The sequence below is a fragment of the Enterobacter cloacae complex sp. P1B genome, from assembly GCF_014982345.1.
GTDB lineage: Bacteria > Pseudomonadota > Gammaproteobacteria > Enterobacterales > Enterobacteriaceae > Enterobacter > Enterobacter bugandensis.
On record NZ_JADCLF010000008.1, the window covers coordinates 344,004 to 368,313 of the forward strand.

The 24,310-nt window shown below is 56.4% G+C and carries 21 protein-coding genes; 11 read left to right on the plus strand and 10 right to left on the minus strand.

Annotated elements, in window-relative coordinates; translation table 11 throughout:
* Positions 1 to 99: 99 nt before the first annotated feature.
* The 4 genes from mepS to INF77_RS10080 all read right to left on the minus strand — a co-directional run bounded on the left by mepS (position 100) and on the right by INF77_RS10080 (position 4,408).
* A complete protein-coding gene (gene mepS, locus INF77_RS10065; RefSeq protein WP_028013877.1) occupies positions 100 to 669 on the minus strand; it encodes a bifunctional murein DD-endopeptidase/murein LD-carboxypeptidase in 570 nt (189 codons plus the stop codon).
* Positions 670 to 1,084: 415 nt separating this feature from the next.
* Complete coding sequence (locus INF77_RS10070) at positions 1,085 to 1,798, minus strand: phosphatase PAP2 family protein (RefSeq protein WP_028013876.1); 714 nt, start codon at positions 1,796 to 1,798, stop codon at positions 1,085 to 1,087.
* 33 nt (positions 1,799 to 1,831) lie between these two features.
* On the minus strand, positions 1,832 to 2,818 hold the full coding sequence (locus tag INF77_RS10075; protein WP_193532343.1) for a GTP-binding protein: 987 nt from the start codon (positions 2,816 to 2,818) through the stop codon (positions 1,832 to 1,834).
* A 123-nt stretch (positions 2,819 to 2,941) separates the two neighbouring features.
* Positions 2,942 to 4,408 (minus strand): mannitol dehydrogenase family protein, encoded by a 1,467-nt coding sequence (locus INF77_RS10080; RefSeq protein WP_193532344.1) that lies wholly within the window; start codon positions 4,406 to 4,408, stop codon positions 2,942 to 2,944.
* 205 nt (positions 4,409 to 4,613) lie between these two features.
* On the opposite strand from INF77_RS10080, the gene uxuA reads away from it, so the two are divergent.
* Positions 4,614 to 5,804, plus strand: a complete 1,191-nt coding sequence (gene uxuA / locus INF77_RS10085; protein ID WP_049000377.1) for a mannonate dehydratase — start codon at positions 4,614 to 4,616, stop codon at positions 5,802 to 5,804.
* A gap of 45 nt (positions 5,805 to 5,849) precedes the next feature.
* On the opposite strand, the gene yeiP is transcribed toward uxuA, so the two are convergent.
* Entirely contained in the window at positions 5,850 to 6,422 is a 573-nt protein-coding gene (yeiP, locus tag INF77_RS10090; RefSeq protein ID WP_008500940.1) for an elongation factor P-like protein YeiP, read from the minus strand.
* Between the two features lie 162 nt (positions 6,423 to 6,584).
* Between yeiP and INF77_RS10095 the strand changes: the two genes are divergently transcribed.
* Positions 6,585 to 6,839, plus strand: a complete 255-nt coding sequence (locus INF77_RS10095; protein ID WP_028013872.1) for a YkgJ family cysteine cluster protein — start codon at positions 6,585 to 6,587, stop codon at positions 6,837 to 6,839.
* Here the strand turns inward: INF77_RS10095 and setB are convergent.
* On the minus strand, positions 6,836 to 8,017 hold the full coding sequence (gene setB, locus INF77_RS10100) for a sugar efflux transporter SetB (RefSeq protein ID WP_193030466.1): 1,182 nt from the start codon (positions 8,015 to 8,017) through the stop codon (positions 6,836 to 6,838). The genes INF77_RS10095 and setB overlap by 4 nt on opposite strands.
* A gap of 361 nt (positions 8,018 to 8,378) precedes the next feature.
* On the opposite strand from setB, the gene fruB reads away from it, so the two are divergent.
* The 3 genes from fruB to fruA are packed head-to-tail and all read left to right on the plus strand — an operon-like array spanning position 8,379 to position 12,149.
* Positions 8,379 to 9,509: a fused PTS fructose transporter subunit IIA/HPr protein gene (fruB, locus tag INF77_RS10105; protein WP_028013870.1), complete on the plus strand. Its 1,131-nt coding sequence runs from the start codon at positions 8,379 to 8,381 to the stop codon at positions 9,507 to 9,509.
* A complete protein-coding gene (fruK, locus tag INF77_RS10110) occupies positions 9,509 to 10,447 on the plus strand; it encodes a 1-phosphofructokinase (RefSeq protein ID WP_010433510.1) in 939 nt (312 codons plus the stop codon). Before fruB ends, fruK begins: the two co-directional genes overlap by 1 nt.
* Before the next feature lie 16 nt (positions 10,448 to 10,463).
* The gene (gene fruA / locus INF77_RS10115) at positions 10,464 to 12,149 is read left to right on the plus strand and encodes a PTS fructose transporter subunit IIBC (RefSeq protein WP_028013869.1); all 1,686 of its coding nucleotides are present in this window, start codon (positions 10,464 to 10,466) and stop codon (positions 12,147 to 12,149) included.
* Between the two features lie 46 nt (positions 12,150 to 12,195).
* Here the strand turns inward: fruA and nfo are convergent, their stop codons facing one another.
* Both nfo and INF77_RS10125 read right to left on the minus strand, forming a co-directional pair.
* Positions 12,196 to 13,053, minus strand: coding sequence for a deoxyribonuclease IV (nfo, locus tag INF77_RS10120; RefSeq protein ID WP_041909003.1), 858 nt, complete (start codon positions 13,051 to 13,053; stop codon positions 12,196 to 12,198).
* A 64-nt stretch (positions 13,054 to 13,117) separates the two neighbouring features.
* Positions 13,118 to 14,164 carry a YeiH family protein gene (locus INF77_RS10125; protein WP_193532345.1) on the minus strand — a complete coding sequence of 349 codons (1,047 nt, stop codon included), beginning with the start codon at positions 14,162 to 14,164 and terminating at the stop codon, positions 13,118 to 13,120.
* A gap of 97 nt (positions 14,165 to 14,261) precedes the next feature.
* Between INF77_RS10125 and yieE the strand changes: the two genes are divergently transcribed.
* On the plus strand, positions 14,262 to 15,128 hold the full coding sequence (yieE, locus tag INF77_RS10130; RefSeq protein ID WP_028013866.1) for a DNA-binding transcriptional regulator YeiE: 867 nt from the start codon (positions 14,262 to 14,264) through the stop codon (positions 15,126 to 15,128).
* Between the two features lie 158 nt (positions 15,129 to 15,286).
* Positions 15,287 to 16,756, plus strand: a complete 1,470-nt coding sequence (locus INF77_RS10135) for an amino acid permease (protein ID WP_193532346.1) — start codon at positions 15,287 to 15,289, stop codon at positions 16,754 to 16,756.
* 54 nt (positions 16,757 to 16,810) lie between these two features.
* Here the strand turns inward: INF77_RS10135 and INF77_RS10140 are convergent, their stop codons facing one another.
* Both INF77_RS10140 and fghA read right to left on the minus strand, forming a co-directional pair.
* The gene (locus tag INF77_RS10140; RefSeq protein WP_047367964.1) at positions 16,811 to 18,796 is read right to left on the minus strand and encodes a ligand-gated channel protein; all 1,986 of its coding nucleotides are present in this window, start codon (positions 18,794 to 18,796) and stop codon (positions 16,811 to 16,813) included.
* Between the two features lie 268 nt (positions 18,797 to 19,064).
* Complete coding sequence (gene fghA, locus INF77_RS10145; protein ID WP_193532347.1) at positions 19,065 to 19,892, minus strand: S-formylglutathione hydrolase; 828 nt, start codon at positions 19,890 to 19,892, stop codon at positions 19,065 to 19,067.
* Between the two features lie 138 nt (positions 19,893 to 20,030).
* On the opposite strand from fghA, the gene INF77_RS10150 reads away from it, so the two are divergent.
* From INF77_RS10150 to galS, 4 genes are all read left to right on the plus strand, one after another.
* On the plus strand, positions 20,031 to 21,179 hold the full coding sequence (locus INF77_RS10150) for a YbfB/YjiJ family MFS transporter (RefSeq protein WP_063943449.1): 1,149 nt from the start codon (positions 20,031 to 20,033) through the stop codon (positions 21,177 to 21,179).
* A gap of 102 nt (positions 21,180 to 21,281) precedes the next feature.
* On the plus strand, positions 21,282 to 21,950 hold the full coding sequence (folE, locus tag INF77_RS10155; protein ID WP_023330924.1) for a GTP cyclohydrolase I FolE: 669 nt from the start codon (positions 21,282 to 21,284) through the stop codon (positions 21,948 to 21,950).
* A gap of 18 nt (positions 21,951 to 21,968) precedes the next feature.
* A complete protein-coding gene (yeiB, locus tag INF77_RS10160; RefSeq protein WP_193532348.1) occupies positions 21,969 to 23,126 on the plus strand; it encodes a DUF418 domain-containing protein YeiB in 1,158 nt (385 codons plus the stop codon).
* A gap of 155 nt (positions 23,127 to 23,281) precedes the next feature.
* Positions 23,282 to 24,304 (plus strand): HTH-type transcriptional regulator GalS, encoded by a 1,023-nt coding sequence (galS, locus tag INF77_RS10165; RefSeq protein WP_048960194.1) that lies wholly within the window; start codon positions 23,282 to 23,284, stop codon positions 24,302 to 24,304.
* Positions 24,305 to 24,310: the final 6 nt, after the last annotated feature.

The window sequence follows — 24,310 nt, forward strand, 5'->3', positions numbered from 1 at the left end:
ATTGTATTCATTGTAACGGGCAAAAAAAAACACCGCCGAAGCAGTGCTTTTTTTTATTGTATCGCCAGCCAAGGGATAACCAACGATACAATTATCGTATTAACTGCGGGTCAGTACGCGGCGCGCTTCGTTGTAGCGCTTCTTCCAGTACGGTTCATTCATGCTGGAAATGGTCACACCGCTGCTGGTGGAGGCATGTACAAACTGGTCATTACCAATGTAGATGCCCACATGTCGACCGGTAGAACCTGCACGGAACAGCACTAAATCGCCGGTGCGCAGTTTGGTACGTGAAATCGACTTGCCCATCTCCTGCTGTTCGTAGGTCGAACGCGGAAGATCTAACCCAAATTGCTCGCGGAAGGTACGCTGTACAAAGCCGGAACAATCAATGCCTTTTTTAGTGCTGCCGCCAAGACGGTAACGCACGCCTTTCCAGTCAGCATACTGGTCCATAATGCGGGACTTCACGTCCAGATTACGTACCATATTTTCAAATTCATCCTGAGAGGCTTGCAGTGAAGAGGAATCTTCCATTCCCACAACACGCGTCTCAGGATGCATATTCTTTGCGGTGTTCGATGTACTACATGCAGATAACAGTACCGCGACTGCTATCGCCGGGATCCCCCGTAAGATATATCTCAGAAACGGTTGAGATTTGACCATTTTGTTTATTTTCCCTTGAAGTCCTTAACGACAAATATCGTTATAAAAATGCCAAACGTGACAAGACTAATTATCTGTTCACATTGAGACAATTGTTTCTGGTGACATTTGTGGTGCAGCGCACAAAATTATTCACCATCGAAATAATTATCTCCATGGGGCAAAACGAGTTCGAGATTAACCGATTGCCAGGGCTAATGCGAGTAAAAAGAGCCTTTTTTTTATAAGAAATTGTGATACAGAAAGTAAAAATTTGTCATTGCACAAAATAGCGGCAGATCCGCCGCGTAATCGTGCAATTGCTTCATTTTTATCACGAATGTGATGACAAGAATATGACAGCGCAGAAAGATCGCGGGAAGGGCATTATCAGGGATCGTGATGATCCCCGATAGTTTACGTTAAAAAACGGTAATTATTTGTTCAATTTTTGTTGCTTTCTACGCGGAAGATAGCGATCGAAAAGGGTAATTAGGCGATCGCTCAAAGGCGTCATCAGAACCCACGGCAGACCAATCAGCACCGCGGAAAGGGAACCCACGACAATATCCGTCAGCCAGTGCGCGCCAATCATCACGCGTGGGAAGGCAAATATCACCACAATAAGCAGGGCGATTGCGAACGCCTTCTTACCGAAATAGCGCAGCATAAACCCAGAAAAAATAAGCAGCATCATGCCGTGATCGCCCGGGAAACTGTCCTTCGAGGCATCTTTTGTTGGAATATGCAGCAGTTCACTCACGCGATAAATATTCGGGAAAGAGAGCGAAGGACTTGCACGTTTTACCGGCATCAGATGTTGCGCCAGCTGATTAATGATCACCGCAGCCAGAAGCATCACCAGTCCGATAATCAGGATGCGGCGACGCCCCGTGTCATCCTCTTTGAGCCAGAAAGAGAGCATCAGGCAGCCCATGGCCAGCAGGGAAAAGCCGTCAAAGGCGCGGTTATTGGTAATTGCCACCAGCCACAGAAAGGCGTCACTCTTCACCAGCCCCTGGTTGAAGAAATGAAACAGGGATGAATCCAGCGGGAACCAGAAACCGTGATTCACCGGGATATACCAGGAGAAAAAGAGCGCCAGACCGGCGACATTAAGCAGTAGTATCTGGGGAATTCGAGTCGTCATAACGTTCTGCATTGAGTGAAAACTGGGGCAACGTTAGCCGCCCGAACTTAAACGAAGCTTCAACAGGCTGGACTGCAGGGCATTCCAGTCGGCATTAACCGCACTAATTAACTCTATTCGGCTGTCAGGTGGCGCGACGTTTTGCGTTTCGATAAAGAAATCGTCGCCCTGGCGGTTGATCCGCACCAGTCCGTCTGGCGTGCGCATGATCCCTTTCACGCGGTCGACTGGCGCAAGCCTGGCCCACTCAAGGATGCCAATGGTATCGAAAACGGTATCGGCATCGAAAATCCATCCGCAGGCCTGATACCCCTGACCGCTGTTAAGGTTACGACGCCAGCGCTGGTGTTCCGGCAGGCTAAGCGCGGCCAGACCCTGCTTTGCAGAATGGTGATGCGCATGCTCTGCACTGGCCGGGAGTTGCGCCAGGTTCAGGCGGGGAAGATCCAGCAGGGCGCTATCAATATTCCCCTGCGTGGCCTGCACCCGCGTCCGATTGCCGCCGAAATGCTGCCACCACGCGTCCAGCGCGGCCCGGCTTTCCGCCGTGGCGCGATCTTCTTTATTGGCGACAATAACGTCTGCTGCGGCGAGCTGATCGCGAAAGTTCTCATTGGCCACCGCTTTTTCATCCAGAAGCTGACGCGGATCGAGCAGGCACAGCGTGGCGCGAAGATCGATCCACGGCTCGTAAACCGGGGCGGTCAGTAAATCGAGGATCTGCTTCGGGTGGCCCAGACCGGTAGGTTCAATCAGCAGGCGGTCCGGTTTGCCCTGACGCAGCAGCGTATTGAGGCCTACCTGCATCGGTAAGCCGTTTACGCAGCACATGCATCCGCCGGGGATCTCTTTAATCATTGCGCCGCTGGATGATAGCAACGCGCCATCAATGCCCACTTCGCCGAATTCATTGACCAGCACGGCCCATTTCTCGGCGGGATCTTTATTCGCCAGCTGATGAAGAATAGAGGTGGTTTTACCGCTGCCGAGAAAACCGGTGATGAGGTTGGTTTTGGTCACGTGCGCTCCGCAAGAGAATTGTGATGCTATAACACTATGCTCTTATCCTGGCGAAAAACGGGCGCAATGAGAAGGGGGAGGGCGAACGGAGGCAATGTCCGTTCGCATTAAGCGCAATAATCGCTAAAGATTTAACGTTTCAATAACAGCCTGGCGTGCGCCACGGCGGGTGATGCGCTGGTAGGCCTGGCTAACAGCCTCAGCGAAAACGCTATTTTGCGCGAGATCGTGACCGAAGACCTCGCTCAGCCCCAGCAGCGCATTGACGCGGTCGGCGTCGCTGCTGGCCTCGACAATCGTGCGGATTTTATCGCTGAGGGGATCGCGAACGTCAATCGCGTTGCCGCGTTCGTCGAACCCGCTGACGTAGCGTATCCAGCCAGCGACGCCCAGCGCCAGCAGCGGCCATTCTGTTTTACGCTCAAGGTGGACGCGGATGCCATCCAGCATTCGCTGCGGCAGCTTCTGGCTACCGTCCATCGCGATTTGCCAGGTACGGTGCTGCAGCGCCGGGTTAGCAAAGCGATCAATCAGCCTGTCGGCATAGGCAGTCAGGTCGACATCCTTTATACGCAGCGTAGGCGCCTGTTCATCCAGCATTAGCCGCCGGGCAGCTTCGCGGAAGGTGGCGTCCTCCATGCATTCATTAATATGCGCGTACCCAGCGAGATACCCCAGATACGCCAGGAAAGAGTGGCTGCCGTTAAGCATGCGTAATTTCATCTGCTCCCACGGCAGAACGTCCTGCACCATCTGAACGCCCGCCACTTCCCACTCCGGACGCCCGGCGACAAAATTATCTTCCACTACCCACTGAATAAACGGCTCGCAGCTTATGGCGCACGGATCGTCAACGCCGAGCGCGTCGGCGATTTCTGCAAGCGAGGCCTCCGTCGCGGCGGGAACAATTCTGTCGACCATCGTTCCCGGAAAACTCACGTGGCCCTCGATCCACTCCGCCAATGCCGGGGAGCGCTTATGCGCCATGCCAAGCACCGCATTTTTCACCACGTGGCCGTTGTCCGGAATGTTGTCGCAGGAAAGCACGGTAAACGCAGGCAAGCCGCGCTCGCGGCGGCGATTAAGGGCTTCGACCAGGATCCCCGGCGCGGAATGCGGCTCAGCGGGATTTTCCAGATCGTGGACGATCCGGGCGTTTTGTAAATCCAGCTTACCGGTCGCGGGATCGATGCAGTAGCCTTTCTCCGTAATGGTGAGCGACACAATCGCCACCTGCGGCTCGCAAAACTTCTCTATTATCGCGGGCAGAGAGTCCAGCTTTGCATTCAGGCATTCATGTACGGCCCCGACAATAATCGGCTGATTTCCTTCAGCTCCTTTCTCCAGCACGGTAAACAGGTGATCCTGCGCGCGCAGCTGGCTCATCAGCACGTCGCCGCTGAACAGGCTAATCTCACAAATTCCCCAGTCGCCGCCTTTTTCATTCAGCACCCGGTTTGTTAACAATGCCTGATGCGCGCGGTGAAACGCACCGAAGCCGAAATGGACGATGCGGGAGCGCAGTTGATGACGATCGTAGCGCGGTTGTTGAACCTGGGCTGGAAGGGCGGTTGAGGCAATTGTCTTCATGAAATACACACCTGATTAACCATTAATTAACAATGCCAGTCTAAAGTTATATGACAGCAAATAAAATTGGTAAGCCGTAAATATCCCCGTTCTGTGAGTTTGATCAATCAATGTGTGGCGGCGTGTTGACCCTTCACGGCAAACATGTATGGTAGTCGTCATTGCAGTAACCCATATTGGTATAACAACTTGAGAGGATGAGGCAATGGAACAAACCTGGCGTTGGTACGGGCCGAACGATCCGGTTTCTCTTGATGATGTGCGTCAGGCTGGCGCAACGGGTGTCGTCACGGCGCTGCATCACATTCCTAACGGCCAGGTATGGCCGGTTGAGGAGATTCAACAGCGTCAGGCGCTGCTGGCGGAGAAGGGGTTAACCTGGTCTGTGGTAGAAAGCATTCCGGTTCACGAAGATATCAAAACCCATTCCGGGGAATACCGGACCTGGATTGCAAACTATCAGCAGAGCATTCGCAACCTGGCGGCCTGCGGCATTGATACGGTCTGCTATAACTTCATGCCGATTCTGGACTGGACGCGTACCGACCTGGAATATCAGATGCCGGACGGCTCGAAAGCGCTGCGTTTTGACCAGATTGCCTTTGCGGCGTTTGAGCTGCACATTCTGAAACGCCCGGGCGCCGAAGCGGATTACACCGCTGAAGAGCAGCAGCAGGCCCTTGAATGGTTCAATGCCGCCAGTGAAGCGGACGTTGAGAAGCTGACCCGCAATATCATTGCTGGCCTGCCGGGTGCGGAAGAGGGGTACACGCTGGATCAGTTCCGCGCGCGTCTGGCGGAATACGGCAATATTGATAAGCAGCAGCTGCGTGAAAACATGGCGTATTTCCTGCGCGCTATCGTTCCGGTTGCGGAAGAAGCCGGCGTGCGTCTGGCGGTACACCCGGACGATCCGCCGCGTCCTATCCTTGGCCTGCCGCGTATCGTTTCCACGATTGAAGATATGCAATGGCTGAAAGAGACGGTCGACAGCATCCACAACGGCTTTACCATGTGTACCGGCTCCTACGGCGTGCGCGCTGATAATGACCTCGTGCGGATGATAGAAACCTTTGGCGATCGCATTCACTTTACGCATCTGCGTGCGACCTGCCGTGAAGAGAACCCAAAAACCTTCCACGAGGCGGCGCATCTGGGTGGCGACGTAAACATGGTGGCGGTGGTCGACGCTATTCTGGCTGAAGAGGCGCGTCGCAAGCAGGCGGGCGATGTGCGTCCTATTCCGTTCCGTCCGGATCACGGACACCAGATGCTGGACGATCTGCGTAAGAAAACCAACCCGGGCTATTCGGCGATTGGCCGCCTGAAGGGGATGGCGGAAGTGCGAGGGGTCGAGCTGGCGCTGAAGATGACGAAGTATCCGGAGCTTCTGTAACCGGAATTGTCGGGTGGCGAAGCCGCCACCCGACAAATGCCATAATCAGTCAGCACGACCCATATAGCGTTTTTCTTCAATATGGATGCGGATCTTCTCGCCAGCGGAGAGATATTCCGGCACCTGCACAACCAGCCCGGTGGTCAGGGTCGCTGGTTTGTTGCGCGCACTTGCTGACGCGCCTTTGATGCCCGGCGCGGTTTCAACGATTTCCAGATCCACGGTCTGCGGCAGTTCAAGCGCCAGCAGCACGCCGTCCCAGGTCAGCACCTGCATGTCTGGCATACCGCCTTCAGGAATGAACAGCAGCTCTTCTTCGATCTGATCTTTGGTGAAGATGTACGGGGTGTAATCTTCTTTATCCATGAACACGTATTCGTTGCCGTCGATGTAGGAGAAATCAACGTAGCGGCGGGTCAGGGTCACGGTATCAACGATATCGTCACCTTTAAAACGTTCTTCCACCTTCAGGCCGGTACGCACATCGGCGAAACGCATTTTGTACAGCGTCGCTGCACCACGGGCGCTTGGTGCCTGAATGTCGATGTCTTTCACAATCAGCAATTTGCCGTTGTAATTCAGTACCATACCTTTCTTAATTTCGTTCGCTCTTGGCATTGCAGTAATCCTGTCTACGGGAGGTAAAAAATATCGCGCCAAATTACTCGCGCGCGGCCTTTCAGGCAAGTGGAATTCGTGGCTTTTGCTATCAATACGCAAAAGGTGTTACTGTGCGCCCGATGCCCGACTGTACGGGTGTTCGCCACCGAGAGAGCATGTATGGATTGTCGTCCAGATTGCGGCGCGTGCTGTACCGCTCCGTCCATTTCAAGCCCCATTCCAGGCATGCCTGAAGGCAAGCCCGCCAATACCCGCTGCGTTCAGCTCTCTGAATCCAACCTGTGTATGATCTTTGAGTCTCCCCTGCGCCCGAAGGTGTGTTCCGGGCTTCAGCCATCAGCTGAAATGTGCGGCAGCACGCGCGCGCAGGCAATGACATGGCTGCTGGAGCTGGAAGCGCTCACTGCGCCTTAAACGTCTTTGATCCTCGCCAGACAGCCAATCGTCAGCGTACACATCACCAGCGCAATCCAGAACACCGTGTGGTAGTTCCAGATCTCGGCAACGATACCGGCCATCGAGCCCGCGATAATCCAGCCCACGCGGGTGGTATTAGTATAAAGGGTGGTGGCGGCACCTGCCTGCCCCGGCATCAAATCCTGGAAGTAGAGCATGCCAATCCCCGCCAGGATGCCGATATACACGGCGTTCAGCAGCTGTAAAGCAAGAAGCAGGGCTGGCGTATGGACCGTCAGCATGCCAACGTAGAATAGCAGCCCGGCGACGGCCGCGATGCGCATTAAAAAACGCTTTCCAAAACGCTTCGCATAATAGCCTGCAATCAGCATGGTCGGGATCTCAAGACCCGCGGCGGTGCCCATCATAATGCCGGCCAGCTTCTCCGGCAGGTGTAGCTCATCAATAATAAACAGCGGCATGTTAATGATATACAGGCTGTTGGTGCCCCACATCAGCGTGCAGATAACAAACAGGAGCAGGGCATCGCGGCGGTTACGACGCGGCGCTTCCAGTACGCCCGTTGCCACTTTGGGCTCTTTGCGCATTGACGGCAGAAAAAACCATACCATTGCGCCGCACGCCACAAACGCGACCGCCGCGCTCAGGTACATCACCGTAAAGCCAAACCCCATTGCCAGCGCGTAGGCCAGCGGCGGGCCAATTACCCATGCCAGCGACACCTGAGCGCGCAATATCGAGCTGAACATCACCGCTTCCCGCCCGGTATGGTCGGCATGTTCGCGGGCAAGGGCAAACAGCTGCGGGTTGGCGGTTGAGCCAAAGCTGCTCAGAAAAACGCCGATGAACAGCAGAATGAAATAGTTACGGTTCCAGGCAAACAGGATGCAGGCCAGCACCCCCAGCAGACAGCAGAAAACGATCAGGCTTTTACGATCGCCTTTGCGGTCGGAACGACCGGCGAGAAACTGGCTGACGAGAATGCCGATGATGGCGCTTCCGGTAAAAAAGAAGCCAACCATCGCCGGACGGGCGTGAACTTCGTTGGTCAGGAACAGGCTCAGCGTCGGGGTTTGCAACGCACCGGCGATGCCCGTAAAGAAGGCAACAATCAAGAACGCCGTTGACGTCAAATCAAAGGGCTTCGGCGCGGTGGCCGCAGGGGTGTTATGCATGTTTTATAATTAGCGAGTAACAGAGAGGGGCGGAGTTTACGCCGTCAGTTAAAAAATAAACAGTGGGTGAAGTCAATTACCCCACGAAAAATCAAAATGGCATTTCAATTTACTCCCCACCTGGCTGAACTTAGCTGAAACTGGTTTGCTGAAGTTCAGCAAAATTTAGCTGAACGCAGAAGAAATGTGCAGTATCTCTAAATTCTGATATCGGAAATACGACATTTCTTGCAAGCCATTGCAGAAAGCGCAAGACTTTTTGAAACGTTTCAGCGCTATCTTGTTTTAACAAACGGAGCAGGCTAGCGCATTTTTTCTCATGTAAGCTGAAACGATTCACTTTCAGCAGGAGAGGAGAACCATGTTCCAGTTATCTGTTCAGGATATTCACCCGGGCGCTCAGGCCGGGGATAAAGAAGAGGCTATTCGTCAGGTTGCCGCTGCCCTTGTGCAGGCGGGTAACGTCGCGGACGGCTACGTAAACGGTATGCTGGCGCGCGAGCAGCAGACCTCCACCTTCCTCGGCAATGGCATTGCTATTCCGCACGGCACAACCGACACCCGCGACCAGGTGCTGAAAACCGGCGTTAAGGTCTATCAGTTCCCGCAGGGCGTGCTCTGGGGCGACGGCCAGGTGGCTTATGTTGCTATCGGTATCGCGGCGAGCAGCGACGAACACTTAGGCCTGCTGCGTCAGTTGACGCATGTCCTGAGCGATGACTCCGTGGCGGAACAGCTGAAGTCTGCAACAACCGCTGAAGAGCTGCGGGCGTTGCTGATGGGCGAAAAACAGAGTGAAGCGCTGAAGCTGGATAACGACACGCTGACGCTGGATGTTGTGGCCTCCGACCTGGTCACGCTGCAGGCGTTGAACGCGGGTCGCCTGAAAGAAGCGGGTGCCGCTGATGCCACCTTTGTGACGCGCGTGATTAACGATAAACCGCTGAATCTCGGCCAGGGTATCTGGCTGAACGACAGCGCTGAAGGCAACCTGCGCAGCGCAATTGCAGTGAGCCGCGCCGCCACCGCGTTCGACGTTGAGGGCGAGACAGCAGCCATGCTGGTGACCGTGGCGATGAACGATGAGCAGCCGGTTTCGGTGCTGAAGCGTCTGGGCGATCTGCTGCTGAACAATAAAGCTGAAAAACTGCTGAACGCCGATGCGGCAACCGTGCTGGCGCTGCTGACCAGCGACGACGCGCTAACGGACGACGTGCTGAACGCCGAGTTCGTGGTGCGTAACGAACACGGCCTGCATGCCCGTCCGGGCACCATGCTGGTCAATACCATTAAACAATTTGAAAGCGAGATTACCGTGACCAACCTGGATGGTTCGGGCAAACCGGCCAACGGCCGTAGCCTGATGAAAGTCGTCGCGCTGGGCGTGAAGAAAGGCCATCGCCTGCGCTTCACCGCGCAGGGCGCAGATGCTGAACAGGCGCTGAAAGCAATTGGCGACGCCATCGCGGCAGGTCTGGGGGAGGGCGCATAATGAGCAGACGTGTTGCGACTATTACGCTGAACCCGGCTTATGACCTGGTGGGGTTTTGCCCGGAAATTGAGCGCGGCGAAGTTAACCTCGTGCGTACCACTGGCCTGCATGCTGCGGGCAAAGGGATTAACGTCGCGAAGGTGCTCAAGGATCTCGGTATCGACGTCACCGTGGGCGGATTCCTCGGTAAAGATAACCAGGATGGCTTCCAGCAGCTGTTCAGCGAGCTGGGCATTGCCAACCGTTTCCAGGTTGTGCAGGGCCGTACCCGCATCAACGTTAAGCTGACGGAAAAAGACGGCGAAGTGACCGATCTTAACTTCTCCGGTTTCGAAGTGACGCCAGCTGACTGGGAGCGCTTTGTGACCGACTCCCTGACCTGGCTGGGCCAGTTCGACATGGTGTGCGTCAGCGGCAGCCTGCCGTCCGGCGTCAGCCCGGAAGCGTTTACCGACTGGATGACGCGCCTGCGCAGCCAGTGCCCGTGCATTATCTTCGACAGCAGCCGCGATGCGCTGGTGGCGGGTCTGAAAGCCTCTCCGTGGCTGGTGAAGCCAAACCGCCGCGAGCTGGAGATCTGGGCAGGACGCAAGCTGCCGGAATTAAAAGATGTGATTGAGGCCGCCCATGCGCTGCGCGAGCAGGGTATTGCTCACGTGGTGATCTCGCTGGGTGCAGAAGGGGCGCTGTGGGTTAACGCTTCAGGTGAATGGATTGCCAAACCGCCGTCAATGGAAGTGGTGAGCACCGTTGGCGCAGGGGATTCTATGGTTGGCGGCCTGATTTACGGCCTGCTGATGCGTGAATCCAGTGAACATACGTTACGTCTTGCCACCGCCGTTGCAGCCCTGGCCGTGAGCCAGAGCAATGTCGGTATTACCGATCGTACCCAGTTAGCCGCGATGATGGCGCGCGTTGACTTAAAACCTTTTAACTAACAGCAGGAGAGGAATAATGAAAACGCTGCTGATCATTGACTCCGGTCTCGGACAGGCTCGCGCCTACATGGCGAAGACCCTGCTGGGCGCGGCGGCACAAAAAGCACACCTGGACATCATTGATAACCCAGGCGATGCCGAACTGGCGATTGTCCTGGGCGATAAAATTCCCGCTGACAGCGCGCTGAACGGCAAAAAAGTGTGGCTGGGCGATATTAATCGCGCGGTGGCACACCCGGAACTGTTCCTGAGCGAAGCGAAAGGTCACGCGACCGTCTACAGCGCGCCTGTCGCAGCGGCTCCGGCTGCGGCCTCGGGTCCGAAACGCGTTGTCGCGGTCACGGCCTGCCCGACGGGCGTGGCGCACACCTTTATGGCGGCTGAAGCCATTGAAACCGAAGCGAAAAAACGCGGCTGGTGGGTGAAGGTTGAAACCCGTGGCTCCGTGGGTGCGGGCAATGCCATTACGCCGGAAGAGGTCGCTGAGGCCGATCTGGTGATTGTGGCGGCAGATATCGAAGTGGATCTGGCGAAATTTGCCGGCAAACCAATGTACCGCACCTCTACCGGCCTGGCGCTGAAAAAGACCGCACAGGAGTTTGATAAGGCCCTGGCAGAAGCCAAACCGTATCAGGCCACCGGCGCAGCAAAAACGCCGACCGAAGGTAAAAAAGAGTCTGCGGGCGCATACCGTCACCTGCTGACCGGCGTGTCCTACATGCTGCCGATGGTGGTTGCGGGCGGCCTGTGTATCGCACTGTCGTTCGCGTTTGGTATTACGGCATTTAAAGAAGAAGGGACGCTTGCGGCTGCGCTGATGCAGATCGGCGGCGGTTCAGCGTTCGCGCTGATGGTGCCGGTGCTGGCGGGCTTTATCGCCTTCTCCATCGCTGACCGTCCGGGTCTGACCCCGGGTCTTATCGGCGGTATGCTGGCAGTGAGCACCGGCTCCGGCTTTATTGGCGGTATCATCGCCGGTTTCCTCGCGGGTTACGTTGCGAAGCTGATTAGCTCGAAGCTGAAGCTGCCGCAGAGTATGGAGGCGCTGAAGCCAATCCTGATCATTCCGCTCATCTCCAGCCTGGTGGTCGGTCTGGCGATGATCTACCTGATTGGTAAGCCGGTTGCGGGTATCCTGGCGGGCCTGACCCACTGGCTGCAAACCATGGGTACGGCGAACGCGGTGCTGCTGGGCGCAATCCTCGGCGGCATGATGTGTACCGACATGGGTGGCCCGGTGAACAAAGCGGCATACGCCTTTGGCGTTGGCCTCCTGAGTACCCAGACTTACGCGCCGATGGCGGCGATCATGGCGGCCGGTATGGTGCCACCGCTGGCGCTTGGCCTGGCGACGATTATTGCCCGTCGTAAGTTCGACAAAGCGCAGCAGGAAGGCGGTAAAGCGGCGCTGGTGCTGGGCCTGTGCTTCATCACCGAAGGTGCGATTCCGTTCGCGGCGCGTGACCCAATGCGTGTTCTGCCGTGCTGTATCGTCGGCGGCGCGGTAACGGGCGCCATCTCCATGGCGATTGGCGCGAAGCTGATGGCGCCGCACGGCGGTCTGTTCGTCCTGCTGATCCCTGGCGCCATCACCCCGGTACTGGGTTATCTGCTGGCGATTGTTGCCGGTACGCTGGTGGCAGGCCTGTCTTACGCGGTGTTGAAACGTCCGGAAGCGGAAGTTGTGGCAAAAGCAGCGTAAGCAGTAAGCAATAAAAAAGCCGGGTGCTAATGCAACCCGGCTTTTTTTATGCCGCCTGTTCTGCGGTTTGCTGCGCCTTCAGCCAGGCAATCTCCTCCGCCCAGATATCCGGATTGATGGTTTCCAGCACCATCGGAATACCGTCGAAGCGGGCGTCCTGCATAATAAAGCGGAAGGCATCGTGACCGATATTGCCTTCGCCCAGGCTGTGGTGGCGGTCAACGCGGCTGCCGAACGCGCTTTTCGCATCGTTCAGGTGCATACCGCGAAGATACTTAAAGCCAACAACGCGCTCGAACTCCTCGAAAGTATTTTTCGTGGCCTCGGTGGTGCGCAGGTCATACCCGGCGGCAAACGCGTGGCAGGTATCAATGCATACGCCCACGCGAGACTTATCTTCCACGCCGTCAATGATTGCCGCCAGATGTTCAAACCTAAAGCCGAGGTTGCTGCCCTGACCAGCCGTGTTTTCAATCACTGCGGTGACGCCTTTGGTCTTATCCAGCGTCATGTTGATGGATTCGGCAATGCGCGCCAGACAGGCATCTTCATCAATCTGCATCAGATGACTACCCGGATGGAAGTTCAGCAGCGTCAGCCCGAGCTGTTCGCAGCGCTGCACTTCATCAAGGAACGCCTCGCGGGACTTATCCAGCGCTTCCTGCACCGGATGCCCGAGGTTAATCAGATAGCTGTCGTGGGGAAGGATCTGGCCCGGCCCGTAATGGTATTTTTCACAGGCGGCTTTGAAATCGTCAATGACCTCAGCGGTGAGCGGCGCGGCGCGCCACTGGCGCTGGTTTTTGGTGAACAGGGCGAAAGCGGTCGCCTCGATTTCGGCGGCGCGAATGGCGGCATTCGCCAGGCCACCTGCAGCGCTGACGTGCGCTCCAACGTATTTCATAAAAAAACTCCTGTTAACCCGAAACGCTTATGATAGCGGGTTAACAGGAGAAGGACGAGATGGTTTATGCCATCAGGCTGTGCACGGCGAGGTTAATCGCTCCGCCGCCGACAATCAGCCAGATGAAGAGCACCAGCGCCATCAGCAGCGGCTTCGCACCGGCTTTTTTCAGCGCGCTGACGTGCGTGGTCACCCCCAGCGCCGCCATCGCCATCGCCAGCAGCACCGTATCCAGCGTCACCAGCATTTCCACTACCGCTTTTGGCAGCAGGTGGAAGGAGTTAAAGATAGCGACCACAATGAACAGGATCGCAAACCACGGAATGGTGATTTTGCTCTTCTCGCTGCCGCCAGCCGGTGCCAGCTGTTTAACACGGGCCGCGAGGAAAATCAGGAACGGGGCCAGCATCATCACGCGCAGCATTTTGGCAATGACCGCTGCGTTTTCCGCTTCCGGGTTAATGGCGTGACCTGCCGCCACCACCTGCGCCACTTCGTGCATGGTTGAGCCAATATAGATGCCGTAGGTTTCCGGGCTAAACCAGTGCGCCACCAGCGGGTACATGGCCGGATACAGGAAGATTGCCAGCGTACCGAAGATAACCACCGTCGCGACCGCCACCGTCACTTTACTGGCTTCGGCTTTAACGACGGGTTCTGTTGCAAGCACCGCGGCCGCGCCGCAGATGCTGCTGCCTGCGCCGATTAACCAGCTGGTTTGTTTATCCAGGCCAAACACTTTCTGACCAATAAAGCACGCCAGTAAAAAGGTGCTGGTCAACGTCAGGACGTCAATGGCAATCCCGCTGACGCCCACGTCGGCAATCTGCGAAAAGGTGAGACGGAAGCCGTAAAGGATAATCCCGAGACGTAATAAATGCTGCTTGGCGAAAATCACGCCGCCGTCGCAGGATTTCCAGATGTGGGGGTAAACGGTGTTCCCGACTACCATGCCGAGCAAAATGGCCAGCGTTAACGCGCTGAACCCTGCACCGGCCACTGCCGGAATACTGCCGCCCCATAAGGCCACGACGGTGACGACGGCGCTGAGCGCAAGGCCGGGCACGAAGTGCCACACTGTACGATGATGTTGTAAGGTGATTTCTGACATAACCTTCTCCTTTGTCTGGCTAAAGGTTACGGCGCGCTGGCTTAAAAATAAAATTGATTATATATTTATAATCAATCTTTATAAGTGGTAAGCAACCATGCACATTACATTGCGTCAGCTGGAAGTGTTTGCCGAGGTGCTGAAAAGCGGCTCGACGACCCAGGCGTCACAAATGCTGGCGCTCTCGCAGTCTGCCGTCAGCGCGGCGTTGACCGATCTCGAAGGCCAGCTGGGCGTCCAGCTGTTTGACAGGGTAGGGAAGCGACTGGTGGTCAACGAACATGGCCGCCTGCTTTACCCGCGCGCGCTGGCGCTGCTGGAGCAGGCTATTGAAATCGAGCAGCTGTTCCGCGAGGACAACGGCGCGATCCGCGTATTTGCCAGCAGCACCATCGGCAACTACATCCTGCCGGAAGTGATTGCCCGCTACCGCCGGGATTTCCCGACCCTGCCGCTGGAGTTGAGCGTGGGTAACAGCCAGGACGTGATCAACGCGGTGATTGATTTCCGCGTGGATATCGGACTTATCGAAGGTCCTTGCCACAACGTCGATATCATTGCCGAGCCCTGGCTGGAGGATGAGCTGGTGGTGTTTGCGTCTCCGGCCTCGTCGTTATTGCAGGGCGAGGTGACGCTGGAGCGGCTGGCGCAGGCGCAGTGGATCCTCCGCGAGCAGGGTTCCGGCACGCGTGAGATTGTCGACTACCTGCTGCTGTCGCATCTGCCGCATTTCCAGCTGGGAATGGAGCTGGGAAACTCAGAGGCGATTAAGCACGCGGTGCGTCATGGCCTGGGCATCAGCTGTCTTTCCCGGCGGGTGATTGCCGAACAGCTGGAGACCGGATCGCTGGTGGAAATCCCCGTTCCGCTGCCAAAACTGGTGCGCACGCTGTGGTGCATCCACCATCGTCAGAAACACCTGTCCAGTTCGCTGCAGCGTTTTCTGCGCTACTGCGAGATGTAAAAGCGCCCCTCACCCCAAAGGGGAGAGGGAAAAATAATGCGTTACTTATAATCCTGGACGCGTCATGAAGCTCTCTTATAACAGGGTATTTCTGCCGGAAGGAACGCAGATCGTCTGCTACAATCGCGCCTCATTTATTAAATGGACAGCATTTTCACATGGTTTCAGAAACTAAAACCACAGAAGCGCCCACGCTACGTCGTGAACTCAAGGCGCGTCACCTGACGATGATCGCCATTGGCGGCTCAATCGGTACAGGTCTTTTCGTTGCCTCTGGCGCAACGATTTCGGCAGCCGGCCCGGGTGGGGCATTATTCTCTTATATCCTGATTGGTCTGATGGTTTATTTCCTGATGACCAGCCTGGGCGAACTGGCGGCATACATGCCGGTGTCAGGTTCGTTTTCGACCTACGGACAAAAATACGTTGAGGAAGGCTTCGGCTTCGCGCTGGGCTGGAATTACTGGTACAACTGGGCCGTCACCATCGCCGTGGACCTCGTCGCCGCGCAGCTGGTGATGACCTGGTGGTTCCCGGACACGCCGGGCTGGATCTGGAGCGCCCTGTTCCTCGCCGTCATCTTCCTGCTGAACTACATCTCCGTGCGCGGCTTTGGCGAAGCGGAATACTGGTTCTCTTTGATCAAAGTAGCAACCGTCATCATCTTTATCGTCGTCGGCGTGGCGATGATCGTGGGTATTTTCAAAGGGGCTGAACCTGCGGGCTGGAGTAACTGGACCATCGGCGACGCGCCGTTTGCCGGGGGCTTCTCGGCGATGATTGGCGTGGCGATGATTGTCGGCTTCTCCTTCCAGGGAACGGAGCTGATTGGTATCGCGGCCGGTGAATCCGAAAACCCGGAGAAGAACATTCCGCGCGCGGTGCGTCAGGTGTTCTGGCGTATCCTGCTGTTCTACGTGTTCGCTATTTTGATTATCAGCCTGATCATTCCGTATACCGATCCAAGCCTGCTGCGTAACGATGTGAAAGACATCAGCGTCAGCCCGTTCACCCTGGTCTTCCAGCACGCGGGCCTGCTCTCAGCGGCGGCGGTAATGAATGCGGTGATCCTGACGGCGGTGCTGTCGGCGGGTAACTCCGGCATGTACGCCTCCACCCGTATGCTTTATACCCTGGCCTGCGACGGCAAAGCGCCACGCATTTTCTCGAAACTGTCCCGCGGCGGCGTACCGCGCAACGCGCTGTATGCCACCACGGTGATTGCCGGCCTGTGCTTCCTGACCTCCATGTTCGGCAACCAGACGGTGTACCTGTGGCTGCTTAACACCTCCGGGATGACGGGCTTTATCGCCTGGCTGGGCATTGCCATCAGCCACTACCGTTTCCGTCGCGGCTACGTCATGCAGGGTCATGACCTGAATAACCTGCCGTACCGTTCAGGGTTCTTCCCGCTGGGGCCGATTTTCGCCTTCGTTCTGTGCCTGATCATTACTCTGGGTCAGAACTATGAGGCCTTCCTTGCGGACACCATTGACTGGGGTGCCGTCACGGCGACCTACATTGGTATTCCGCTGTTCCTGATCATCTGGTTTGGCTACAAAGTGACGAAAGGAACCCGCTTCGTTCGCTACAGTGAAATGGATTTCCCGGAACGATTTAAACAATAACCGCGCTTCCTCTCTTTCAGCCCGCTCAACCGAGCGGGCTTTTTTATGGGCAGATCAGAAGCTGTACGTCATGCCAACCGTATAGCGACGCCCGTCCAGCACGGTGTCATACGTGTCGTAGTCAATCTGCTTATCCAGCACGTTATACACACCGGCCGTAACCAGCAGGTTTTTGTTCGCGTTGTAGCGCAGACCGACATCAACCTGAGTGTAGGACGGTGTGCCCTGGGACATTGACGTGCGGCTCAGGTACTCAGACGTTTTACCGCGAAGGTTCAGACGGCTCCAGAAACCTACGTCGGGCGTCGCCTGCCAGTCCAGGGTAGTGTTGAACATGTGCTTCGGCATCTTGTTCAGCGGCTTGCCTGAGAACTGACCGCTCTTCTGCTCAGATTCGGTATAGGTATAGTTTGCGGTCCAGTTTACATCGCGCGAGATTTTCCAGCCGAAGGAGGACTCCACGCCGCGCATGTTGGCTTTGTCCACGTTAACGCGGTCGCTCACGAAATCATAGCTGTGATCGCCAATCGTACAGGCGGGATCGGCGCTGCTGTTACAGCGGCGAACTTCCGTAATCTTGTCCTTGAAGTCGGTATTAAACAGCGTCACGCCGGCATTCAGGTTATCGTTGTTATCCCAGAGCAGGGCGAGCTCTTCGCTCAGGCTCTTCTCTGGTTTCAGATCCGGGTTGCCAACGATGATACCGTCAAGACGGCCGCCACCCGTTACCTGGCCCCAACTGGCAGACGACTGCCGCAGATCCGGCGCACGATAGCCAGCCGAAACCCCGCCTTTCAACGTCCAGTGATCGGCCAGGTGCCATACGCCGTAACCGCGCGGCGTCCAGTTCGTCCCGTAGTTTTGGTCTTTGTCCATACGCAGGCCGCCGGTCAATGTAAAGCTTTCCGTCATTGACCATTCATCTTCGGCAAACAGGGCCCAGCTCCAGCGCGTCAGTTTGTTCAGGCCGTCCGCAGCTTCCAGCTGATTGCCCTTGTCGCGCAGTTTCTCATACCGATACTGCCCGCCGAGGGTCAACGTATGATCGCCGAGGAAAATCTGGTTCTGGTTGTTGAAGGTGGTGTTATACGAGCGCATTTTGCGACCTGGATTATTGGTCTCTTCCTGCTGGATATAGCTGGTGGTATTGAAGTCGTCGTAATACCCGCTGTGGGTTAAGGAGTAAGTTGTGTGCTCATAGCGTGAGTCGCTTTTAGTATTTGGCTTACAGGTCGTTCCCCGGCAGGTTTCAGCCGCTTTCGACATCCCTGGCGTGCTGTTTCTGTCCTGAAGCTCGCGAGCAAAATCAAGATCGAAATCGTTCTTCTCATCCGGGGTGAAGTTCAGGGTAATGCCACCGTTACGCATTTTCTGCTCGTTATACCCGTTCACGATTTTATCTTCGGCGCGGCGTGACAACAGCCCCGTCACTTTTGCGCCAAGCAGACCGTCAATCAGGGGACCAGAAGCGTAGGCGTTGGTCTGGAAGATATCGCCGGAATCATGGTTTTCCTGGAAGGTTGCATCGCCGTGCAACGAACCGGTCCAGGCTTTAGTGTTTGAGACTTTTTTGGTAATGACGTTGATGACGCCACCCATCGCATCGGAGCCGTAAAGTGAGGACATCGGGCCGCGTATAACCTCAATGCGCTCAATGGACTCCAGCGGCGGCAGCCAGCCTTGTTCAATACCCGAGTTGTCGCTGTTTGGGCGGGTGCTTCGCGTACTGACGCGTTTGCCGTTCACGAGGAACAAGGTGTACTGAGATGCCATGCCGCGAATGCTGATATCACTGCTACTCCCGCCGCCGGTGACGACCACGCCCGGGACGTCTCTCAGGGCATCGGTAACATCACGGTAGGCTTTATCTTCAATCTGCTGTTTCGAAATAACAGAGATGGAGGCGGGGGCATTCTGGATCTTTTGTTCAAAACCCGTCGCGGTGACGACAACGGTGTCCTGATCGGCTGCGTGAACGAGAGGGGTGAATGTGGCAGCGCCAACGGCGACGGCCAGGAGCTTAATGCGGGGTATTGTCATTTGTACATTCCGTATAAAAATGAATAAAACTCCATCGGGATAACCCTGAGAACTGTATGTTTTTGTCTTTTAAGAACTCTTTAAGATGGAGAAGAGCCTGGAATTGTACAAAAGAATGAAGAATTGTAAACACAAATGATAATTGAAATCATTTGTGTTTGAGGGGAGTGAAAGGAAACCAGCCTGGATTCAAGCGGATAGAACTATGTAAATGAGGGGGAGGGGAAAGGCCCGGTATGCAGGAGGCTACCGGGCAAAAAGGCTGAACTTACCTGAACAGATGTTCCGCATGGAAGCGGAGATGATCTTCAATAAAGGACGCCATAAAGTAATAGCTGTGATCGTATCCCGCCTGAATGCGCAGCGTCAGCGGCCAGTCCTTCTGGCGCGCCGCTTCAGCCAGAACCGCAGGCTGTAACTGTCCGGCGAGGAACTGATCCGCATCACCCTGGTCGATAAGCATCGGAATCGCATCTTCCGTCCGGCTTGCCAGCATCAGCGCGCAGCTGTCCCATTCCTGCCATTTCTCTTCATCTTTACCCAGATAGTTTGTGAAAGCTTTTTGTCCCCACGGCACCTGCGTTGGGTTCACAATCGGCGCGAACGCAGAGACGCTGGTGTATTTCCCCGGGTTTTTCAGCGCCATGATTAACGCCCCGTGCCCGCCCATGGAGTGGCCGCTGATGGCGCAGCGGTCGCGCACCGTAAATTCGGCCTTAATCAGCGCTGGCAGCTCGTCGCGAATGTAGTCATACATGCGGTAATGGCTCGCCCACGGCTGCTCGGTGGCGTTGAGATAAAATCCGGCACCTTTGCCCAGATCGTACCCGGCATCGTCCGCCACATCATCGCCGCGCGGGCTGGTGTCGGACATCACCAGCGCAATGCCCAGCTCGGCCGCAATACGCTGCGCGCCCGCTTTGGTAGTGAAGTTTTCGTCATTACACGTCAGGCCTGAAAGCCAGAACAGAACCGGCGGATTTTCCGTCGGGGGCAGGAAAATGCTGAACGTCATGGCGCAGTTCAGCGTGGTGGAGTCGTGCCGCCAGCGCTGCTGTCGACCTTCAAAACAACGGTGCTCTTCGAGCAGTTCCATGCAGGGCTCCTTAATGAGAATAGCTATTCATTAGAGCCATAATACAGCGTTTTCATTTACCTGTGAGCAACTTTCACTTTCGCGGAACGGCGAGATGCTGCATCATAAATTTACTTTTTTTTAACAATTGGAGCTGTCATGGCGCTGCGTATTGCGCTTAGTGGGTTTGTCGTTCTGGTGGTGGCGATGGGGATAGGGCGCTTCGCCTTTACGCCTCAGGTGCCACTGATGATTGCCGCCGGGCAACTCACGCTCACCAGCGCAGGTCTGGTGGCGGCGATGAATTATCTGGGCTATCTGGTGGGCGCATGGGATGCCATGCGGGCGCACCGCTTTGTTGAAACGCGACTCTGGCTTGGCATCACCGGTGCGGTTGCATTGACCCTGCTCTCCGCCGCCGCGGATAACGCCGTTGTGCACGGCCTGCTGCGCTTTGTGATTGGCTGCATGAGCGGCTGGTCAATGGTGCTGATTGCCGCCTGGAGCAACGAGCGGCTGGGGCAGCTGGGTAAACCGGGGCTCAGCGCCGCCGTGTTTGCCGGTCCTGGCGCAGGCATCGCCCTGAGCGGCCTGCTCGCGGTCTATATTCAGGCGAAATCCCTTTCGGCCGGTGCGGCGTGGCAAATCTACGGCGTGCTGGCGCTGGTATTGGTCGCGCTGGTGGCGCGCTATTTGCCGCGTTCCGGACAGCTTCATCGACCCGGCAGCGCGCCAGAGCCGCTGTTGCTGACGACGGATCTCAAGCGCCTGGTCTGGAGCTACAGCCTGGCGGGATTTGGCTATATCCTTCCGGCGACCTTCCTTTCGCAAATGGCGGCGGTGCGTTTTCCCGGCAGCCTGTTTGCCCAGTTTGTCTGGCCGATTTTTGGTGCCGCGGCCGTGGTGGGGATTGCGCTCAGCATTCTTTTGCGCCACACCTCAACGGCTAACCGCAGGCTGGCGATAGTGCTGTGGTTACAGGGGGCGGGCGTGCTGGCGGCCTGGCTGCTGCCGGGCATTGGCGGCTTGCTGACGGGCGGGCTGCTGGTGGGCGGCGGGTTCCTCTGCGCGGTGCAGCTCTCTCTTTTATACGGCCGCGAGCTGGCACCACACCACACGCGCTATATGGCGGGGCTGCTCACCACCGGGTATGCCATCGGGCAATTGGTGGGGCCGGTGACCTCGGCGTTATCAACCTGGCTAACCCACCGGCTGGAGCCTGCGCTGGGGCTGGCTGGCGTTGCGCTGTTTGTCGCAGGTGCCCTGGTCTGGAATCGCCACGCTGAAAGGCAACAGCAATTGCAATAATTATCGTCGTGAATACTGGATTATGTGCGTCGCCTCACGCACAATGAGCGCATACTTTTGCCACAACGAGGGCGAAAGACGCCACACCTGCAGGAGAACAAAATGTCATCACTCAGTAAAGAAGCTGCCCTGGTCCACGAAGCCCTGCTCGCGCGCGGTCTTGAAACGCCACTGCGTCCGCCCGTTCAGGATATGGACAATGAAACCCGTAAAAGTCTGATTTCCGGGCATATGACCGAGATCATGCAACTGCTGAATCTCGATCTGAGCGATGACAGCCTGATGGAGACGCCCAAGCGTATCGCGAAAATGTACGTTGACGAAATTTTCTCCGGACTGGATTACGCCAACTTCCCGAAAATTACCGTCATCGAAAACAAGATGAAGGTGGATGAGATGGTGACGGTCCGTGATATTACGCTGACCAGCACCTGCGAGCACCATTTCGTGACCATCGACGGCAAAGCGACCGTGGCGTATATCCCGAAAGACACGGTGATTGGCCTGTCGAAGATCAACCGTATTGTGCAGTTCTTCGCGCAGCGCCCTCAGGTGCAGGAACGTCTGACGCAGCAGATCCTGATCGCGCTGCAAACGCTGCTGGGTACCAATAACGTGGCGGTCTCCATTGACGCGGTGCACTACTGCGTGAAAGCGCGCGGCGTGCGTGATGCGACCAGTGCGACCACCACCACCTCACTGGGCGGCCTGTTTAAATCGAGCCAGAACACCCGCCAGGAGTTCCTGCGCGCCGTGCGTCACCACAACTAATCAGACAGGGCAGGGACCATGGAGCGAAACGTCACGCTCGATTTTGTTCGCGGCGTCGCCATTCTGGGTATCCTGCTGCTGAATATCAGCGCCTTCGGTCTGCCGAAGGCCGCTTACCTCAATCCCGCCTGGTACGGCGACATCACCCGAAGCGATGCCTGGACGTGGGCGATCCTCGACCTGTTTGCTCAGGTTAAATTCCTCACGCTGTTTGCGCTGCTGTTCGGCGCGGGCCTGCAGCTTCTGCTCAAACGCGGCACGCGCTGGATCCAGTCGCGCTTAACGCTGCTGGCAATTCTCGGCTTTATCCACGGCCTGTTCTTCTGGGATGGTGATATTCTTCTCGCTTATGGGTTAGTCGGGCTAATCTGCTGGCGGCTGATTCGCGACGCGCACAGCGTGAAAAGCCTGTTTAACACCGGCGTGATGCTCTATCTCATGGGGCTCGGCGTCCTGCTTTTGCTGGGGCTGATCTCCGGTGACGCGACAAACCGTTCCTGGATCCCGGACGCCGCTAACCTCCAGTACGAGCAGTACTGGAAGCTGAAGGGCGGTACGGAAGCGATAAGCAACCGTGCGGATATGCTGGGCGACAATCTGCTTGCCCTGGGTGCGCAATACGGCTGGCAGCTGGCGGGTATGATGCTGATGGGCGCGTCACTGATGCGCACCGGCTGGCTGAAAGGGGAATTCAGCCTGCGTCACTACCGCCGCACCGGCGCGGGGCTGGTTCTGCTGGGCGTGCTGATTAACCTTCCGGCGGTGATGGCGCAGTGGCACCTTCACTGGGATTACCGCTGGTGCGCGTTCCTGCTGCAGGCGCCGCGTGAATTGAGCGCGCCGTTCCAGACCATCGGCTATGCGGGGCTGATCTATGGTTTCTGGCCGCAGCTTTCTCGCCTGTGGATCGTCAGCGCCGTAGCCTGCGTTGGGCGGATGGCGTTAAGCAATTACCTTCTGCAGACGCTGATCTGCACCACGCTTTTCTATCGCTTTGGCCTGTTTATGAAATTCGACCGCCTCGGACTACTGGCGTTTGTTATTCCGGTCTGGATAGTAAACCTGGCGTTTTCTGTCATCTGGCTGCGTTATTTCCGCCAGGGACCGCTGGAGTGGGTGTGGCGTCAGTTAACCGCACATGCTTCAGGGGTATCATTGAGTAATACATCCAGATAACGATCTGGATCACAATCATTAACAAAACGGATGTAAGCGTTTTCATGAGTGTGAGCTTCTTCACGTAGTCCCCTTTCTCTCGCTGCCAAAATAGCCACCTTGCTAAACACAGGGGGTGTCTGTGAGTTGCTGCAATTCTTTGAAGGATGGTGAATATGATCACCATTCGTGACGTCGCCCGTCTGGCGGGCGTTTCTGTGGCTACCGTCTCCCGCGTGCTGAACAACAGCGCGCTGGTCAGCCCTGAAACCCGTGAAACCGTAATGAAAGCCGTGACCCAGCTCGGGTACCGGCCAAATGCCAACGCCCAGGCGCTGGCAACACAGGTCAGCGATACCATCGGCGTGGTGGTAATGGATGTCTCGGACGCCTTTTTCGGTGCGCTGGTGAAAGCGGTCGATGTGGTCGCCCAGCAGCATCAGAAATACGTGCTGATTGGCAACAGCTATCACGAGGCGGAAAAGGAGCGTTATGCCATTGAAGTGCTGATCCGCCAGCGCTGCAACGCCCTGATTGTTCACTCAAAAGCCTTAAGCGATGAAGAGCTGGTCGGGTTTATGGAGCAGATCCCGGGCATGGTGTTAATCAACCGCATCGTCCCGGGCTATGCCCACCGCTGTGTCGGGCTGGATAACGTCAGCGGCGCCATGATGGCCACTAAAATGCTCATCAATAACGGCCATCAGCGGATCGGCTATCTGGCATCCAGCCATCACATTGAAGATGACGAGCTGCGGCGTGAGGGGTGGCAAAACGCCCTGAAAGAGCACGGTATTACGCCATCAGAAAGCTGGATTGGCACCGGCACGCCGGATATGCAGGGCGGTGAGGCGGCAATGGTGGAACTGCTGGGCCGTAATCTGCAGCTTTCTGCGGTGTTTGCCTATAACGACAGCATGGCGGCAGGCGCGCTGACTGCGCTGAAGGATAACGGCATTGCGGTGCCACAGCATTTGTCATTGATTGGTTTCGATGATATTCCGATTGCCCGTTACACCGACCCGCAGCTGACTACGGTGCGCTATCCCATTGCTTCTATGGCAAAACTGGCGACCGAGCTGGCGCTGCAGGGAGCGGCAGGGCTGCTGGATCCGGGGGCAACTCACTGCTTCATGCCGACGCTGGTGCGTCGTCATTCCGTCGCCGCCCGGCAAATTGTGGTTCCGATCACTAACTGATTACAC

What these genes read in the sequence shown, in the direction of transcription:
- fruB (WP_028013870.1), top strand. Translation starts at nt 8,379, where the DNA reads ATGTTCCAGTTATCTGTTCAGGATATTCACCCGGGCGCTCAGGCCGGG.
- yieE (WP_028013866.1), top strand. Translation starts at nt 14,262, where the DNA reads ATGCACATTACATTGCGTCAGCTGGAAGTGTTTGCCGAGGTGCTGAAA.
- yeiB (WP_193532348.1), top strand. Translation starts at nt 21,969, where the DNA reads ATGGAGCGAAACGTCACGCTCGATTTTGTTCGCGGCGTCGCCATTCTG.
- fghA (WP_193532347.1), bottom strand. Translation starts at nt 19,892, where the DNA reads ATGGAACTGCTCGAAGAGCACCGTTGTTTTGAAGGTCGACAGCAGCGC.
- folE (WP_023330924.1), top strand. Translation starts at nt 21,282, where the DNA reads ATGTCATCACTCAGTAAAGAAGCTGCCCTGGTCCACGAAGCCCTGCTC.
- fruA (WP_028013869.1), top strand. Translation starts at nt 10,464, where the DNA reads ATGAAAACGCTGCTGATCATTGACTCCGGTCTCGGACAGGCTCGCGCC.
- INF77_RS10150 (WP_063943449.1), top strand. Translation starts at nt 20,031, where the DNA reads ATGGCGCTGCGTATTGCGCTTAGTGGGTTTGTCGTTCTGGTGGTGGCG.
- fruK (WP_010433510.1), top strand. Translation starts at nt 9,509, where the DNA reads ATGAGCAGACGTGTTGCGACTATTACGCTGAACCCGGCTTATGACCTG.
- INF77_RS10140 (WP_047367964.1), bottom strand. Translation starts at nt 18,796, where the DNA reads ATGACAATACCCCGCATTAAGCTCCTGGCCGTCGCCGTTGGCGCTGCC.
- mepS (WP_028013877.1), bottom strand. Translation starts at nt 669, where the DNA reads ATGGTCAAATCTCAACCGTTTCTGAGATATATCTTACGGGGGATCCCG.
- INF77_RS10135 (WP_193532346.1), top strand. Translation starts at nt 15,287, where the DNA reads ATGGTTTCAGAAACTAAAACCACAGAAGCGCCCACGCTACGTCGTGAA.
- INF77_RS10070 (WP_028013876.1), bottom strand. Translation starts at nt 1,798, where the DNA reads ATGACGACTCGAATTCCCCAGATACTACTGCTTAATGTCGCCGGTCTG.
- galS (WP_048960194.1), top strand. Translation starts at nt 23,282, where the DNA reads ATGATCACCATTCGTGACGTCGCCCGTCTGGCGGGCGTTTCTGTGGCT.
- INF77_RS10095 (WP_028013872.1), top strand. Translation starts at nt 6,585, where the DNA reads ATGGATTGTCGTCCAGATTGCGGCGCGTGCTGTACCGCTCCGTCCATT.
- yeiP (WP_008500940.1), bottom strand. Translation starts at nt 6,422, where the DNA reads ATGCCAAGAGCGAACGAAATTAAGAAAGGTATGGTACTGAATTACAAC.
- INF77_RS10125 (WP_193532345.1), bottom strand. Translation starts at nt 14,164, where the DNA reads ATGTCAGAAATCACCTTACAACATCATCGTACAGTGTGGCACTTCGTG.
- uxuA (WP_049000377.1), top strand. Translation starts at nt 4,614, where the DNA reads ATGGAACAAACCTGGCGTTGGTACGGGCCGAACGATCCGGTTTCTCTT.
- setB (WP_193030466.1), bottom strand. Translation starts at nt 8,017, where the DNA reads ATGCATAACACCCCTGCGGCCACCGCGCCGAAGCCCTTTGATTTGACG.
- INF77_RS10080 (WP_193532344.1), bottom strand. Translation starts at nt 4,408, where the DNA reads ATGAAGACAATTGCCTCAACCGCCCTTCCAGCCCAGGTTCAACAACCG.
- nfo (WP_041909003.1), bottom strand. Translation starts at nt 13,053, where the DNA reads ATGAAATACGTTGGAGCGCACGTCAGCGCTGCAGGTGGCCTGGCGAAT.